The sequence below is a fragment of the Micromonospora sp. R77 genome, from assembly GCF_022747945.1.
Taxonomy (GTDB): Bacteria; Actinomycetota; Actinomycetes; order Mycobacteriales; family Micromonosporaceae; genus Micromonospora.
In genome coordinates, this window is record NZ_JALDST010000001.1 from 733,488 (window position 1) to 748,083 (window position 14,596).

The following is a 14,596-nucleotide window of genomic DNA, read 5'->3' on the forward strand; positions in this document are numbered from 1 at the left end:
CGTGCCCAGAGTAAGTCAGGACCAGCTCGACGCGCGCCGGCAGGAGATCCTCGGCGCCGCGCGGGCGTGTTTCGCCCGGCACGGCTACGAAGGCGCCACCGTACGCCGCCTGGAGGAGGCGACCGGCCTCTCCCGCGGCGCCATCTTCCACCACTTCCGGGACAAGGACTCGCTCTTCCTCGCCGTCGCCGAAGACGACGCCGCCGCCATGGTGGAGACGGTCGCCCGCAACGGCCTGGTCCAGGTGATGCGGGACCTGCTCGCCCGCGCCGGCTCCACGGACACCACCGGCTGGCTCGGCAGCCAGCTGGAGGTCTCCCGGCGGCTGCGTACCGACCCGGCCTTCGCCCGCCGCTGGGCGGAACGCTCGGCGGCCATCGCGGAGGCCACCCGCGAGCGGCTGATCCGCCAGCGGGAGGCCGGTGTGCTGCGCGAGGACGTACCGATCGACGTGCTGGCCCAGTTCCTGGAGCTGGCCTACGACGGTCTGGTGCTGCACCTGGCGATGGGCCGACCGGCCGGCGACCTGGGGCCGGTGCTGGACCTCGTCGAGGAGGCGGTCCGCCGCCGCTGACCGGCACCGGATCTCGGTCCGGTAACTCGACCGGCCGGCCGGATCAGCCCTGGCGGGGCTGCTCCACAATAGGGCCGCGTACCCCTCGCGACAGGAGCAGAACATGGCGGTCCTCGCGGCACCCGGCGACACCTGGGGCATCCCCGGCCCCGTCTTCCTGCGGTGGTACCTCCTGGCGGCGGCCGTGCTGGTCGTCGGCAGCCTGATCCACCGGCTCACCGCCCTGGCCGGCACGTCGACGGCCGGCGCTCCACTCGGTCCCCAGCAGGTCGCCTACCTCAACGGGGGTGACCAGCTCGCCGTCTGGACCGCGCTCGGCGGCCTGCGCCGCAGCGGTGCGGTCGACGTACGCCCCGACCGGCGCCTCACCACCGGCGCGACGATGCCGGTCGGGGCCACCCCCCTGGACCAGGCGATCTACAACGCGGCCGCCCGGCACCTCACCGCCCGCGAGCTGCGCCGCGACGAGTGGGTGGTCCGCGCGCTGGACCAGCTGCGCGACGGCCTCCAGCAGCGCGGCCTGACCCTCTCCCCCGAGCGCCGCAACGCCGTCCGGCTCGGTTCGGTACTCCTCGGCGCACTCGTCCTGATCGGCGTGGCACGGCTGGTCACCGGCCTCTCCCACGGGCGGCCGGCCGGCTTCCTGATGCTCACCCTGGTGCCGCTCGTCGTCGTGTCCCTGTTGCTGGCCCGGGTGCCGTGGCGCACCCGCGCCGCCGACCGGGAGCTGCGCGAGCTGCGCCGCCGGCACAGCTTCCTGCGACCCGCCGTCGCCCCCGCCTACGCCACCTACGGGCCGTCCGACGCGGCGATGGGGGTGGCCCTCTTCGGCACCGCCACCATCTGGGCGATGGACCCCGGCTTCGCCGCCCAGGCGGAGGTGCAGCGCCAGGCGATGAGCGGCACCGGCTCGTCGGGCAGCTCGTGCGGCGGTGGCACCTCGTGCAGCGGCGGCAGTTCCTGCGGGGGCGGCAGCTCCTGCGGGGGCGGCGGGTGCGGCGGCGGAGGCGGGTGCGGCGGATGACGACGCCCGGGACCGACCCGTCCGGGATCGGGATCGGCTGGCGGCCGGAGATCGCCGGTTTCGTGGCCGGGCTGCCCGGACTGCGCTTCGTCGAGGTGGTGGCGGAGACGGTCGCGGCGACCGGCCCGCTCCCGCCCGAGCTGGCCGAGCTGGCCGAGCGCGGCGTCACCGTCGTACCCCATGGGGTGAAGCTGTCGCTCGGCGGCGCGGAGCCGGTGGACGCCGCCCGGGTGTCCCACCTGGCCCAGGTGGCGGCGGCGCTCGACGCGCCGCTGGTCAGCGAGCACATCGCGTTCGTCCGGGCCGGCGGCCTGGAGGCCGGGCACCTGCTGCCGCTGCCGCGCAGCCGGGAGGCGGTCGCCGCGGTGGTGGCGAACGTGCGGCGGGCGCAGGCGGAGCTGCCGGTGCCGATCGCCCTGGAGCCGATCGCCGCGCTCTTCGACTGGCCGGACGACGAACTCGACGAGGCCGACTTCCTGACCGAGATCCTGGACGCCACCGGGGCGCTGCTGCTGCTCGACATCGCCAACGTGCACGCCAACGCACGCAACCGGGGCGGTGACCCGGCGGCCCTGCTGGACCGGCTGCCGCTGGAGCGGATCGCCTACGTGCACGTCGCGGGCGGCGCCGAGCAGGGCGGCTTCTATCACGACACGCACACCGACCCGGTCCCCGCCGAGGTGCTCGACCTGGTGCGTGACCTGTGCGCGCGCCGCCGGCCGCCGGCCCTGCTGTTGGAACGCGACGGCTGCTACCCGCCGGCGGCGGAGCTGCGCGGCGAGCTGGATGCCCTCGCCACCGCTAGCGGCTTCCCGGTGGTCACATGACCCGCCCCGAACGACCGCCGGGTCGCACCGGCACGGACGCCGCCCCCGGCGGGCCGACCGGACCCGACGGATCGACCGGACCCGACGGATCGACCGGACCTGGCGGAGCGACCGGAGCCGGCGGGGCGACCGGAGCCGGCGGGGACCTGGCCGCGCGGCAGGCCGCGCTGGTCGCGGCCCTGGTCGCCGGTGCCCCGACGCCGCCCGGCTTCGACCCGGCCCCGGTCGACGCGGCCCGCCGCGCCCTGCTGCGCAAGCGGGCCGGCGACGTGGCCCGACACTGGCCGCTGCTCGCCGCCGGCCACGGCGCCGACTGGCCGGAGACCTTCGCCGACTGGGCGGCCGGCCGCCCCACCAACGGCTCGCTCCGAGACGGCTGGGACCTGGCCCGCGAGCTGCGCGACCGGGGCACGCTGCCGCCGCTGGGCGCCGACGAGCTGGTCGCCCGGGAGGCGGCCACCCGCTACGACGGTCGGACCGCCCCCGGCCCCGCCGGCTGCCGGCCGTCGCCCGGGCCGGCGGCTGTCGCGGTGCAGCTCGCCGGTCGGGTACGCCTGCTTCGCCCCGCCGCCGGCTGACCCCCGCTGCGCACCCGCACCGGGTACGGCAGGATCGACGGCATGGATCTCGGACTCGCCGACCGGGTGTACGTGCTGACCGGTGCCTCCGGCGGCCTCGGCCTCGCCACCGCCGAGCAGTTGGTGGCCGACGGCGCGAAGGTGGTGATCTCGGCCCGTGCCCCCGAGCGGGTGGCCGCCGCCGTCGACGCGCTCGGCGGCCCGGACCGGGCGATCGGGCTGACCGCCGACCTGACCGACCCGGGCACGCCGCACCGGCTCGTCGCCGCGGCCCGCGAACAGTTCGGTCGCCTCGACGGCGCACTGATCTCGGTGGGCGGCCCGCCTCGCGGCACCGCCGCCCAGGTCACCGACGAACAGTGGCGGGAGTCCTTCGAGACCGTCTTCCTCGGCACCGTCCGCGCCGCCAGGACGGTCGCCGCCGCCCTCACCGACGGGGGCGCGATCGGGCTGGTCCTCTCCACCTCCGCCCGCGGCCCGGTGCCCGGCCTGGGCATCTCCAACGGCCTGCGCCCCGGCCTGGCCGGGGTGGCCAAGGACATCGCCGACGAGTACGGCCCCCGGGGCGTACGGGTGGTGGGCCTGCTGCCGGGACGGATCCTCACCGACCGCAACCGGGAGCTCTTCGCCGCCACGGGCGACGCCGAACGGGCCCGCAAGGAGGCCGAGGCGACCATCCCGCTCGGCCGCATCGGCGCGCCGGCCGAGTTCGGCCGGGTGGCCGCGTTCCTGCTCTCCCCGGCCGCCAGCTTCGTCACCGGCGTCACCGTCCCGGTCGACGGCGGCGCCCTCCGCACCCTGTGACCGCCCACCCGCGGCCCACCAGGGACGAGCTGGCGGCGGCGGCCGACCGGACCATTCCGGACCTGATCGGTCCCGGGCTGGACGTGCTCTTCGTCGGGATCAACCCGGGGCTCTGGTCGGCGGTCACCGGGTGGCACTTCGCCCGGCCGGGCAACCGGTTCTGGCCGGCGCTGCACCGCGGCGGTTTCACGCCCCGCCAGCTGGACCCGAGTGAGCAGGACGAGCTGCTCGGCCTCGGGCTGGGCATCACCAACATGGTGGCCCGGGCCAGCGCCCGCGCCGACGAGCTGAGCGCGGCGGAACTGCTGACCGGCGCGGAGCTGCTGACCGCCAAGGTGGCCCGGTACCGGCCCCGGTGGGTGGCGGTGGTCGGGGTGACCGCGTACCGGGTGGGGTTCGCCCGGCCGAAGGCCACCTTCGGGCCCCAGCCGGAGCTGCTGGCCGGAGCCCGGCTCTGGGTCCTGCCCAACCCGAGCGGGCTGAACGCGCACTTCACCGCCGAGACGCTGGGTGCCGCCTTCGGCGAGCTGCGCGCCGCCAACGTCGACGGGGTGGCGACGTGATCCCGGTACCCGAGCCGGACTGCTGGCTGCATCCGGACGTGGTGGTGGGGCGTTCCTCGATCGCCGGGCGGGGACTGTTCGCCCGCGTGCCGATGGCAGCCGGCGAGGTGGTGTCCCGACTCGGTGGCCGACTCGTCCCGACTCGGCAGCTCGCGGGCCTCCTCGACGCCGCCGCCCGGGACCCCGCGCGGCCGTACGTGGACAGCATCACCGAGGGGACGGACCGGCACCTGGTGCTGCCGCCTCGGCGTCCCAGCGGCTACGGCAACCACAGCTGCGACCCGAACCTGTGGTGGGTGGGCCCGTACGAGCTGGCGACGCGGCGGGAGATCGCGGCCGGCGAGGAGCTGACCAACGACTACGGCACCAGCACCGGTGAACCGGGCTTCACCATGTCCTGCCGCTGCGGCTCGGCGCTCTGCCGTGGCGTGGTGACCGGGGACGACTGGCGACTGCCGGCCCTGCGGGAGCGCTACGGCGAGCACTGGGTGCCCGGCCTGCTCGCCCGCATCCGGGGCGAGTGGGACTAGCCGGCCGGGTCAGTTCGCGACGGCGGGGGGCAGCGCCTCCTGTGCCACGTACTCGCCCATCGGCACGGTCCGCACCACCGGCTCCGGCTGCTCCGGTCCGGCGTACGGGGTCGGCGAGTCGGCGACCGCGAACTGGGTGCGGTAGAGCTCGGCGTAGAGGCCGCCGACGGCGACCAACTCGTCGTGCCGGCCCCGCTCGACGATCCGCCCCCCGTCGAGGACGAGGATCTGGTCGGCGTCCCGGACCGTGGAGAGCCGGTGCGCGATCACCAGTGCGGTACGCCCGGTCAACGCCACGGACAGCGCCCGCTGCACCGCCGCCTCGCTCTCCGAGTCCAGGTGAGCGGTGGCCTCGTCGAGGATCACGATCGACGGGGCCTTCAGCAGCAGCCGGGCGATGGCGATGCGCTGCTTCTCACCGCCGGAGAAGCGGTAGCCCCGCTCCCCGACCGTCGTCTCCAGCCCGTCGGGCAGCGAGCGGACCAGGTCGGCGACCTGCGCCCCGGCGAGCGCGGCCCAGATCTCGTCGTCGGTCGCGTCGGGCTTGGCGTAACGCAGGTTCTCCGCGATGGTCTCGTGGAACAGGTGGGAGTCCTGGGTGACCACGCCGATCTCGTCGCGCAGCGAGGCGAGGGTGGCGTCCCGGACGTCGACCCCACCGACCAGCACCTGGCCGTCGCTGACGTCGTAGATCCGGGAGATGAGCATGGAGAGCGTGGACTTGCCGGCGCCGGACGGGCCGACCAGGGCCACCATCTGCCCCGGTTCGACGCCGAACGAGACGCCCTTGAGCACCGGCTCGTTGACCGTACGGTCCAGGGTGGCGACCTCCTCCAGGGAGGCCAGCGACACCTCGGCGGCGCTCGGGTAACGGAACCGCACGTCGCGGAACTCGACCCGGCCGTTGCCCCGGGGCACCGGCACCGCGCCCGGCTTCTCCTCGATGCCGGGGTGCAGGTCGAGCACCTCGAAGACCCGGTCGAAGGAGACCAGGGCGCTCATCACGTCGACCCGGACGTTGGAGAGCGCGGTCAGCGGGCCGTAGAGGCGGGTGAGCAGCAGCGCCAGGGTCACCACGGTGCCCGCGCTGACCGCACCGGTGACCGCGAGCCAGCCGCCGAGACCATAGGTGAGGGCCTGGGCCAGGGAGGCCACCAGCAGCATCGCCACGAAGAACGTCCGCGAGTACATGGCGGACTGGATGCCGATGTCGCGGACCCGCTCGGCGCGGCCGGCGAAGCGGCGTGCCTCGACCTCGGGCGAGCCGAAGAGCTTGACCAGCAGCGCCCCGGCCACGCCGAACCGCTCGGTCATCGTCGCGTTCATCTTCGCGTCGAGGTTGTACGACTCCCGGGTGATCTCGGCGAGCCGCTTGCCGACCCGGCGGGCCGGGATGATGAAGATGGGTAGCAGGATCAGCGAGAGCGTGGTGATCTGCCAGGAGAGGGTGAACATCACGCCGGCGGTGAGCACCAGCTGGATGACGTTGCTGACCACCCCGGACAGCGTCGAGGTGAAGGCCCGCTGGGCACCGAGCACGTCGTTGTTGAGCCGGCTGACCAGGGCGCCGGTCTGGGTCCGGGTGAAGAACTGCAGCGGCATCCGCTGGACGTGGTCGTAGACCCGGGTGCGCAGGTCGAGGATGATTCCCTCGCCGATCCGGGCCGAGTACCACCGTTGGACGAGGGAGAAGAGCGCGTCGGCGACCGCCAGCGCGGCGATCACCAGGGCCAGCCGCACCACCACCGAGCCGGCCTCGGTGCCGCCCCGGTTGATCGCGTTGATCACGTCACCGGCGAGCACCGGGGTCGCCACCCCGATGACCGCGGAGATGACCACGGTGACCAGGAAGACGACGATGTCGCGCCGGTAGGGTCGGGCGAAGGCGACGATCCGCTTGGCGGTGCCGCGCTTGAGCTGGTGTCCGGAGACCTCGTCGCTGCTCCGCATCGACCGGAGCATGCTCCAGCCCGCCATGCCCCCGCCGTGCATCGGACTGGACACTCGTCACCTCCGGGTCGTGGGCAGCACGCGTCGTCGGGTCAATTCTCCCGACGACTACGACAACCTCGCGAGTAACCCGGATCTTCCCGAACGGTCCTTACTATTCTCCGCGGCCGGCGAGATCACGCAACCGGCGGGTCTGGGCTTCCCGCTCGGCCCGCTGCTGCTCGGTGTGGGAGCGTCCGCCGGCGCCCGCGAGCAGCGCCTTGATCTCCACCACGGCGTCCCGGTTGCCGGCGAGCAGACCGGCGGTCAGGTCCCGCACCGCCGCGTCCAGCTCGTCGGTCGGTACGACCAGGTTGGCCAGGCCGATCCGGTCCGCCTCGGCGGCGTCCATCCGGCGGCCGGTGGCACAGATCTCCAGTGCCCGCGCATAGCCGACCAGCTCGACCAGCCGCTTCGTGCCGGCCAGGTCCGGCACGAGGCCGAGGGTCACCTCGGCCATGGAGAGCTTGGCGTCCTCGGCGAGCACCCGCAGGTCACAGGCGAGGGCGAGTTGGAAACCGGCACCGATCGCGTGCCCCTGCACGGCCGCCACCGAGATCACGTCCGGTCGGTGCAGCCAGGTGAAGCCGCCCTGGTACTCGGCGATCCGGTCCGCGCACTCCTGCTCGGGCAGGGTGGAGAGTTCGGCGAAGGACCCGGGGCCGGAGGCACCGGCCACCGACAGGTCCAGGCCCGCGGAGAAGGCCCGCCCCTCGGCGCGTACGACCACGACGCGCACGTCGCCCGGCAGGTCCCGGGAGAAGTCGCTCATCGCGCGCCACATGGCCGGGGTCTGGGCGTTGAGCACGTCGGGCCGGCACAACGTGACCGTGGCAACCGGCCCGTCGCAGTCGAGTCGTACCCCGGTCGTCTCGGCGGTCACCGGACGACCCGGAGCACGATGCTGATGGACGACGCTGGTGGGCGGGTCACGCCTTCTTGCGGCGCCGGGCGCCGCCGCGCTGCCGCAGCTGCACCCCGGACTCGGTGAGCACCCGGTGGATGAACCCGTAGGAGCGGCCGGTGGAGGCCGCCAGCGCACGGATGCTCTCCCCGGAGGTGTACCGCTTTACCAGGTCCTTGGCGAGCGTCTGACGCTCGGCTCCGACGATCCGGCGACCCTTCTCAGTGCTGGTGGCTGTGCCAGTGGAGGCCATGCTGATTCCTCACGTCGCAGACTGTGCGGTTCGGATACGGTCCCACCTATTAGACCGCCTCCGACGATCATGCGCTAGATATCAACTCTTCGCCAACCGACACGCTATGCGATGTCAACTTCCCGATAGCGTGATCCTGGCTACCAGTCGCCGTACGATCGCCCGTGCTGCGCCGACTGCGGCGTGGGGCCGTACCCTGCCCGGCGTGACCGACCCCCTCGCCGCCGCAGCCGGCGCGGCCGCCGTCTTCGCCGCGACCAACCTCGACGACGTCGTCGTGCTCACCGTGCTCTTCGTGGCCGCCCGCGGCGCCGGCCGGCCCCGTCCTTGGCAGATCGTGGCCGGGCAGTACCTGGGCATCGGCACGCTGGTCGCCGTCGCGGTGGTGGTCGCCGCCGGGCTGCTGGTCGTGCCCGACCCGTGGACCGGCCTGCTCGGCCTGCTGCCGATCGGGCTCGGGATCCGTGCCCTGGTCCGCCGCGCCGACGACGACGAACCGCCGGCCGTGGTGGGCAGCCTGCTCGGCGTGGCCGGGGTGACCATCGCCAACGGGTCCGACAACATCGCCGTCTACGTGCCGGTCTTCCGCTCCCTGGACCCGACCGCCGGCCTGGTCTGGCTGCTGGTCTTCGCCGCGCTGGTCGCGGTCTGGTGCGCCGTCGCCGCCCTGCTCGGCAGCCACCCGGGAGTGGTCCGACTGGTCGGCCGGGTCGGTCACTGGCTGGTGCCGGCGGTCTTCATCGCCATCGGCGCGACCATCCTGCTCACCTCCGGCGTCCTCCCCCACCTCACCACCCTCCTCCCCTGACCCACCCACCCGGCCAGACCCGATCGCCGTTGATCATGGAGTTGGCGGCGATGTGGATCTCCGAAACTGCCGCCAACCTCATGATCAACGCAGCGAGGGGGGCGGGGGGGTGGGGGGGTGGGGGGTGGGGGTGGGGGGTCAGGCTAGTTCGACGAGTTCGAGGAGGTCGTCGGACCAGGCGTCCTCGTCGCCGTCGGGGAGGAGGATGGCGCGGTCGGGCTTGAGGGCCAGGACCGCGCCCGGGTCGTGGGTGACCAGGACGATGGCGCCGGGGTAGCGGGCGATGGCGTCCAGCACCTGCTCGCGGCTGACCGGGTCGAGGTTGTTCGTCGGCTCGTCCAGCAGCAGCACGTTCGCGCCGGAACAGACCAGCGTGGCCAGGGCCAGCCGGGTCTTCTCACCACCGGAGAGCACGCCGGCCGGCTTGTCCACGTCGTCACCGGAGAAGAGGAACGCGCCGAGGATCCGGCGCAGCTCCGTGTCGGTCTGCTCCGACGCGGCACTACGCATGTGGTCCAGGATCGTCCGGTCCACGTCCAGCGTCTCGTGCTCCTGGGCGTAGTAGCCCAGCCGCAGCCCGTGCCCCGGGCGCACCTCGCCGGTGTCCGGCTCCAGCAGGCCACCGAGCATCCGCAGCAGGGTGGTCTTGCCGGCGCCGTTGAGGCCGAGGATGGCCACCCGGGAGCCGCGGTCCACCGCCACGTCGACGTCCGTGAAGATCTCCAGCGACCCGTACGACTTCGACAGCCCGCTCGCGGTCAGCGGGGTCTTGCCGCACGGGGCCGGGGTCGGGAAGCGCACCTTGGCCACCTTGTCGGCGTGGCGCACCTCCTCCAGACCGGAGATCAGCTTCTCGGCGCGGCGGGCCATGTTCTGCGCGGCGACGGTCTTGGTGGCCTTGGCCCGCATCTTGTCGGCCTGGGCCATCAACGCGCCGGCCTTCTTCTCGGCGTTGGCCCGCTCCCGGCGGCGGCGCCGCTCGTCGGTCTCCCGCGCCTCCAGGTACGCCTTCCACCCCAGGTTGTAGACGTCGACGACCGAGCGGGTGGCGTCCAGGAACCAGACCTTGTTGACCACCGACTCCAGCAGCGAGCCGTCGTGGGAGATCACGATGAGGCCACCCTTGTGGTTGGCCAGGAAGCCCCGCAGCCAGGTGATCGAGTCGGCGTCGAGGTGGTTGGTGGGCTCGTCGAGCAGCAGGATGCCGCCGCCGTTCTCACCGGCGTCGCGGAACAGGATCCGGGCCAGCTCGATGCGGCGGCGCTGACCGCCGGAGAGGGTGCCGATGGTCTGCGCCAGGGCCCGGTCCGGCAGGCCCAGGTTCGAGCAGATCCGGGCCGCCTCGGCCTCGGCCGCGTACCCGCCGAGGGCGGCGAACTGGTCCTCGAGCGCGCCGTAGCGGCGGACCAGCTTCTCGTCGGTGTCCTCGGCGAGCTTCGCCTCCAGCTCCTTCATCTGCGCCATCAGCACGTCGAGGCCGCGCGCGGAGAGCACCCGGTCCCGGCCGGTGACCTCCAGGTCACCGGTCCGCGGGTCCTGCGGCAGGTAGCCGATCGCGCTGCGCCGGTCGATCTGGCCGGCGTACGGCTGGCCCTCCCCCGCGAGCACCTTGAGGGTGGTGGTCTTGCCCGCGCCGTTGCGGCCGACCAGGCCGATCCGGTCACCCGGCTGCACCCGCAGCGTGGTGTCGGACAGCAGGATCCGGGAACCGGCGCGCAGTTCCAGGCCGGTGGCAGTGATCATGGTGGCGGTACTCGCTCTCGGGGTTCCGGAAGGGCTGACTCAGGGCACGCGAAAGCGCCGGCGGGTTTTCCTCTTCCCGTCGGCGCGGGGCCGTTCAGCCTTCGCAGCGCAGCACCCGACAAGTGTACCGGGCGTCGTCTGTCGCTCCTGCGGATTACCGGGCAAGATCATCGGGTACCGAATTCGCCGTCCGGACCCGGTCCGGTACCGCAACCACCACACACGGACTAATCGGTGATCGGGGTCAACATGGAGCTGAACGAGAACGCGCAGGTCGACACCAGCCAGGTGGACGATCGGCGAGGATCCGGTGGCGGCGGGGGGATGGGCATACCGATCCCGATCGGCGGTGGCCGGGGCGGGATCGTGGGCATCATCATCGCCGTGCTCGTCGCCCTGGTCGGCGGCGGTTTCGGCCTCAACGCGGCGACCAACGGCGGCGGCGGATCCGACGCGGGCGACAACACCTCGCTGGAGCAGAAGTGCTCGGCGCAGGACGCCCTGAAGCAGCTCGACTGCCGCAACACCCTCTACGTCAACTCGATCCAGGCGTACTGGACCAAGGCGATGCCGGAGGTCTTCGGCGACCAGTACAAGCCGTCCAAGACGGTCTTCTTCAGCCAGGGCGTGAACACCGGCTGCGGGCAGGCCGACTCCGGCGTCGGACCGTTCTACTGCCCGGCCGACGACCTGGTCTACATCGACCTGACCTTCTACAAGCTGCTCGCCGACCAGCTCGGCGCCGAGGGTGAGTTCGCCCAGCCGTACGTGCTGGCGCACGAGTACGGCCACCACGTGCAGGACCTGCTCGGCACCGAGGCGCAGATGCGCCGCCAGCAGCAGCGCGACCCGAACAACGCCAACGCGCTCTCGGTCAAGCTGGAGCTGCAGGCCGACTGCTATGCCGGCGCCTGGGCGAAGAACGCCACCGGCACCTCGGACGCGCAGGGTCAAAAGATCTTCAAGAGCATCACCGAGCAGGACATCCAGCAGGCCATCGACACCGCTGAGAAGATCGGTGACGACGCGATCCAGAAGCGTGCCGGCCGCCCGGTGAACCCGGACGAGTTCACCCACGGCACGTCGGAGCAGCGCCAGCAGTGGTTCACCAAGGGCTACTCGACCGGTGACCCGAAGGCCTGCGACACCTTCGGCAGCAGCCAGTAACGACCCCGGTATCCGTGCCGTCGGCCTGCGCCGCTGCCACCATGGACAGCGGTCAGGCCGACGGCACAGCACTATCTACCGCCGGCGGTCAGCTCAGGGTCACCTGGGCCGGGGTGGACCGTCCGGTGGTGGTGCCGTCGCCCAACTCGCCCCCACCGTTCGCGCCCCAGCACCACAGGCTGCCGTCGGTGCGGATCGCGCAGGCGTGTTCGGTGACGTCGACACCGTCGGTCCAGGTGGTGGCGGTGCCGACCCGGGTGGGCGTGGACCGGTGAACGGTGGTGCCGTCGCCCACCTGACCGGACGTGTTCTTGCCCCAGCACCACAGGCTGCCGTCGGTGCGGGCCGCGCAGGACGCGTCAGCGCTCGCGCCGACCCGGCTCCAGTTGGTGGCCGTGCCGACCTGGACCGGCGTGGTCTGGTAGGCGGTGGCGACGCCCAGCTGCCCGTACCCGTTCTCACCCCAGCACCACAGGGTGCCGGCGCGGACCCCGCAGGTGTGGGCGTACCCGGCCGTCACACCGGTCCAGCCGGTCGCGGTGCCGACCTGCGCCGGCGTCGTCTGGGAGCCCAGGATGCCGAGACCGAGCTGCCCGTCCGAGCTGTAACCCCAGCACCACAGCGTCCCGTCGGTACGGAGGGCGCAGGTGTGCGCGAAGCCGGTCGTGACGCTCGCCCAGGTGGTCGCCGTACCGACCTGCAACGGGCTGGTCGCCGTCCAGGGCGACGTGCCGACGCCCAGCTGGGAGGTCCGGTTGAAGCCCCAGCACCACAGCGTCCCGTCGGTACGGACGGCGCAGGTGTGCTCGTAGCCGGCGCTGACCCGGGCCCAGGTGGTGGCGGTGCCGACCTGCACCGGGGTGCTCCGGTTCGTGGTCGTCCCGTCTCCGAGCTGGCCCCGGTAGTTGCTGCCCCAGCACCACAGCGTCCCGTCCGTCCGCACCCCGCAGGTGTGGCTGGCGCCGGCGTCGACGGCGGCCCAGGTGGCGGTACCGACCCGCGCGGGGGTGCTCCGGTTCGTGGTGGTGCCGTCGCCGAGCTGGCCGCTGTAGTTCGCGCCCCAGCACCACAGCCCGGCGTCGCCGGTGACGGCACAGGTGTGTGCGGTGCCCGCGGTGACGCTGGTGACCGTCGGGGCGGCCAGGGTGCCGCGCTCGACGGGGCTGACGGCCGCGGACGCGGTGCCGACCGTCAGCGCGGCGGTGAGCACGACGGCTCCGGTGGAGATCGCCGCGGCGGCGGCGAGGAGCCGGGTCGCACGGCGCCACCGGGCCCGCAGCCGACCGTACTGATCTGTGTTCATGAGGGTGTTCTCTCCCAACGATGTCGGTGCCTGGACGACGAAGCTGCCCTGGCGGGTCGCCCGGAGACCCACCTCTTCGTCGCACCGACCCTATGCATCGGCTCAACTCGATGCACTACCGGCGGATGGGATTGACCCTCTTGGGAGGAACTTTGCCGTTCAGCGGACCAGAATGTGGACCGCTCGGGCGGCGGTGACGGCGGCGACCAGGACGGCGTGCCGGGGCTCCGGGACGTCGAGGAGGCGGCCGGCGCGCAGCGCGGCGAGCGGGGCCAGCCGGCGGTCGGTCAGCACGGTCTCCACCGCCCGCCGGTCGCCACCGCAGACCAGGGCCGCCAGGTTCGACACCTCCGGCAGCAGCAGGCGTACGGCCAGCTCCGCCGCGTCGGCCAGGGCCGCCTTCGCCTGGTTGTCGCGCCGCCGGGCGAACCGCTGCTGGGACCACCCACCGGCGGCGGTACGGCCCTGCACGTAGCGGGTGTCCACCTTGGAGACGACCAGTTCGGCGCCCTCGGCCACCCCGACCGCCACCGCGCCCTTGCGGGCCAGCAGCAGGCCGAGCCGACGGGGTGCGCCGGCCGCCGCCACGAACCCGGGCACGTCCGGGGTGGGCGGCGCACCCGGCGGGGTGTGCAGCTCGGCGGTCGCGCCGTCGGGGGCGGCGAGCAGCAGCCCGTACCCCTCGACGGTGGTGGTGGGCGGGCCGTGCCGGTCGGCGAAGCCCTCGACCCAGCGGGCGACGCGGGTCGGGTCGACCTCGACCCACCGGCCGCCCCCGGCTGCGGGTCGGCTGGTCACCGCTCGACCGTACGGCACGCCCGGTCAACCCGGCAGCAGGGTGACGACCGCGAGCCCGGCGATCAGCGCGCTGGAGACCAGCCCGGTGACCAGCCGGCCGCGGGGTCCGGCCAGCGCGCGGCCGACCAACGAGCCGCCGCCCGCGATCAGCAGTTGCCAGCTCGCCGAGGCCAGGAACGCGCCCGCGACGAAGAGTCCGGCGGTGGTGGCGTCCGGTTCGGCGGTGTCCCGCCGGCCGAGCACCAGTGCCGCGAAGTAGACGACGGTGGTCGGGTTCAGCAGGGTCAGCCCCAGCACACCGGCGAAGGCCCGGACCGGCGTGGTGAGACCGGTCCGCGCCGGCGTGGGCGCGACGGCCGCCGGTCGCCGGGCCCGCCAGGCGGAGCGCAGACCGTGTACGGCGAGCCCCAGCAGCACGAACGCGGCGATCACCCGCAACGGGCCGGCGACCGGGGCGATGACCCCGGCCAGTCCCGCGCCGCCGAGTGCCGCGACGGCCGCGTAGAGGCCGTCGGCGGTGGCCACCGCCAGGGCCGCGGCGGCACCGACCCGGAAGGAGGTACGCGCGCTGAGCCCGAGGATGAGGATCGCGATGGCGCCGACGGGGATGGCGACGCCGTAGCCGGCCACCAGACCGGCGAGGAACGCGTCACCCATGACGGGTGGGCCCGGACCGCCTTCCGACAGGTGCCGTCTGCTGTCGCGCCCCGCCGACGAGGGCGTGGGTGGAC

15 protein-coding genes and 1 pseudogene are annotated in these 14,596 nt (G+C 73.5%); 9 read left to right on the top strand and 7 right to left on the bottom strand.

Annotation, left to right across the window (positions count from 1 at the left end):
- Position 1: 1 nt before the first annotated feature.
- From MRQ36_RS03115 to MRQ36_RS03145, 7 genes and pseudogenes are all read left to right on the top strand, one after another.
- Positions 2-574 carry a TetR/AcrR family transcriptional regulator gene (locus tag MRQ36_RS03115; RefSeq protein ID WP_242792574.1) on the top strand — a complete coding sequence of 191 codons (573 nt, stop codon included), beginning with the start codon at positions 2-4 and terminating at the stop codon, positions 572-574.
- A gap of 103 nt (positions 575-677) precedes the next feature.
- Positions 678-1,598, top strand: a complete 921-nt coding sequence (locus tag MRQ36_RS03120; RefSeq protein ID WP_242792576.1) for a TIGR04222 domain-containing membrane protein — start codon at positions 678-680, stop codon at positions 1,596-1,598.
- Positions 1,595-2,425: a DUF692 domain-containing protein gene (locus MRQ36_RS03125; RefSeq protein WP_242792578.1), complete on the top strand. Its 831-nt coding sequence runs from the start codon at positions 1,595-1,597 to the stop codon at positions 2,423-2,425. Before MRQ36_RS03120 ends, MRQ36_RS03125 begins: the two co-directional genes overlap by 4 nt.
- A 146-nt stretch (positions 2,426-2,571) precedes the next feature.
- A pseudogene (locus MRQ36_RS03130) lies at positions 2,572-3,003 on the top strand (hypothetical protein).
- 42 nt (positions 3,004-3,045) lie between these two features.
- Positions 3,046-3,807, top strand: coding sequence for an SDR family oxidoreductase (locus tag MRQ36_RS03135; RefSeq protein WP_242792580.1), 762 nt, complete (start codon positions 3,046-3,048; stop codon positions 3,805-3,807).
- Entirely contained in the window at positions 3,804-4,370 is a 567-nt protein-coding gene (mug, locus tag MRQ36_RS03140) for a G/U mismatch-specific DNA glycosylase (RefSeq protein ID WP_242792582.1), read from the top strand. The genes MRQ36_RS03135 and mug overlap by 4 nt, the downstream gene beginning before the upstream one ends.
- Complete coding sequence (locus MRQ36_RS03145; protein ID WP_242792584.1) at positions 4,367-4,900, top strand: SET domain-containing protein; 534 nt, start codon at positions 4,367-4,369, stop codon at positions 4,898-4,900. The genes mug and MRQ36_RS03145 overlap by 4 nt, the downstream gene beginning before the upstream one ends.
- A 9-nt stretch (positions 4,901-4,909) precedes the next feature.
- Here the strand turns inward: MRQ36_RS03145 and MRQ36_RS03150 are convergent, their stop codons facing one another.
- The 3 genes from MRQ36_RS03150 to MRQ36_RS03160 all read right to left on the bottom strand — a co-directional run bounded on the left by MRQ36_RS03150 (position 4,910) and on the right by MRQ36_RS03160 (position 8,046).
- Positions 4,910-6,892 (bottom strand): ABC transporter ATP-binding protein, encoded by a 1,983-nt coding sequence (locus MRQ36_RS03150; protein WP_242800799.1) that lies wholly within the window; start codon positions 6,890-6,892, stop codon positions 4,910-4,912.
- Positions 6,893-7,004: 112 nt separating this feature from the next.
- Positions 7,005-7,772 (bottom strand): enoyl-CoA hydratase/isomerase family protein, encoded by a 768-nt coding sequence (locus MRQ36_RS03155; RefSeq protein WP_242792587.1) that lies wholly within the window; start codon positions 7,770-7,772, stop codon positions 7,005-7,007.
- Positions 7,773-7,818: 46 nt separating this feature from the next.
- Complete coding sequence (locus MRQ36_RS03160; RefSeq protein WP_200212706.1) at positions 7,819-8,046, bottom strand: helix-turn-helix domain-containing protein; 228 nt, start codon at positions 8,044-8,046, stop codon at positions 7,819-7,821.
- Between the two features lie 205 nt (positions 8,047-8,251).
- Here MRQ36_RS03160 and MRQ36_RS03165 point away from each other — a divergent pair, with 205 nt between their 5' ends.
- Positions 8,252-8,854 carry a cadmium resistance transporter gene (locus MRQ36_RS03165; protein WP_242792589.1) on the top strand — a complete coding sequence of 201 codons (603 nt, stop codon included), beginning with the start codon at positions 8,252-8,254 and terminating at the stop codon, positions 8,852-8,854.
- A 138-nt stretch (positions 8,855-8,992) separates the two neighbouring features.
- Here the strand turns inward: MRQ36_RS03165 and MRQ36_RS03170 are convergent, their stop codons facing one another.
- Positions 8,993-10,597 carry an ABC-F family ATP-binding cassette domain-containing protein gene (locus MRQ36_RS03170; RefSeq protein ID WP_242792591.1) on the bottom strand — a complete coding sequence of 535 codons (1,605 nt, stop codon included), beginning with the start codon at positions 10,595-10,597 and terminating at the stop codon, positions 8,993-8,995.
- 249 nt (positions 10,598-10,846) lie between these two features.
- Between MRQ36_RS03170 and MRQ36_RS03175 the strand changes: the two genes are divergently transcribed.
- Positions 10,847-11,764 (top strand): neutral zinc metallopeptidase, encoded by a 918-nt coding sequence (locus MRQ36_RS03175; protein WP_242800800.1) that lies wholly within the window; start codon positions 10,847-10,849, stop codon positions 11,762-11,764.
- Positions 11,765-11,852: 88 nt separating this feature from the next.
- Here the strand turns inward: MRQ36_RS03175 and MRQ36_RS03180 are convergent, their stop codons facing one another.
- From MRQ36_RS03180 to MRQ36_RS03190, 3 genes are all read right to left on the bottom strand, one after another.
- Positions 11,853-13,067 carry a hypothetical protein gene (locus MRQ36_RS03180; RefSeq protein WP_242792593.1) on the bottom strand — a complete coding sequence of 405 codons (1,215 nt, stop codon included), beginning with the start codon at positions 13,065-13,067 and terminating at the stop codon, positions 11,853-11,855.
- A gap of 159 nt (positions 13,068-13,226) precedes the next feature.
- Positions 13,227-13,865, bottom strand: a complete 639-nt coding sequence (locus MRQ36_RS03185) for an acVLRF1 family peptidyl-tRNA hydrolase (protein WP_242792595.1) — start codon at positions 13,863-13,865, stop codon at positions 13,227-13,229.
- A 24-nt stretch (positions 13,866-13,889) separates the two neighbouring features.
- Positions 13,890-14,522 carry a LysE family transporter gene (locus MRQ36_RS03190; RefSeq protein ID WP_242792597.1) on the bottom strand — a complete coding sequence of 211 codons (633 nt, stop codon included), beginning with the start codon at positions 14,520-14,522 and terminating at the stop codon, positions 13,890-13,892.
- Between the last annotated feature and the right edge of the window lie 74 nt (positions 14,523-14,596).

What these genes read in the sequence shown, in the direction of transcription:
- MRQ36_RS03120 (WP_242792576.1), top strand. Translation starts at nt 678, where the DNA reads ATGGCGGTCCTCGCGGCACCCGGCGACACCTGGGGCATCCCCGGCCCC.
- MRQ36_RS03125 (WP_242792578.1), top strand. Translation starts at nt 1,595, where the DNA reads ATGACGACGCCCGGGACCGACCCGTCCGGGATCGGGATCGGCTGGCGG.
- MRQ36_RS03135 (WP_242792580.1), top strand. Translation starts at nt 3,046, where the DNA reads ATGGATCTCGGACTCGCCGACCGGGTGTACGTGCTGACCGGTGCCTCC.
- MRQ36_RS03150 (WP_242800799.1), bottom strand. Translation starts at nt 6,892, where the DNA reads ATGCACGGCGGGGGCATGGCGGGCTGGAGCATGCTCCGGTCGATGCGG.
- MRQ36_RS03160 (WP_200212706.1), bottom strand. Translation starts at nt 8,046, where the DNA reads ATGGCCTCCACTGGCACAGCCACCAGCACTGAGAAGGGTCGCCGGATC.
- MRQ36_RS03170 (WP_242792591.1), bottom strand. Translation starts at nt 10,597, where the DNA reads ATGATCACTGCCACCGGCCTGGAACTGCGCGCCGGTTCCCGGATCCTG.
- MRQ36_RS03175 (WP_242800800.1), top strand. Translation starts at nt 10,847, where the DNA reads ATGGAGCTGAACGAGAACGCGCAGGTCGACACCAGCCAGGTGGACGAT.
- MRQ36_RS03180 (WP_242792593.1), bottom strand. Translation starts at nt 13,067, where the DNA reads ATGAACACAGATCAGTACGGTCGGCTGCGGGCCCGGTGGCGCCGTGCG.
- MRQ36_RS03190 (WP_242792597.1), bottom strand. Translation starts at nt 14,522, where the DNA reads ATGGGTGACGCGTTCCTCGCCGGTCTGGTGGCCGGCTACGGCGTCGCC.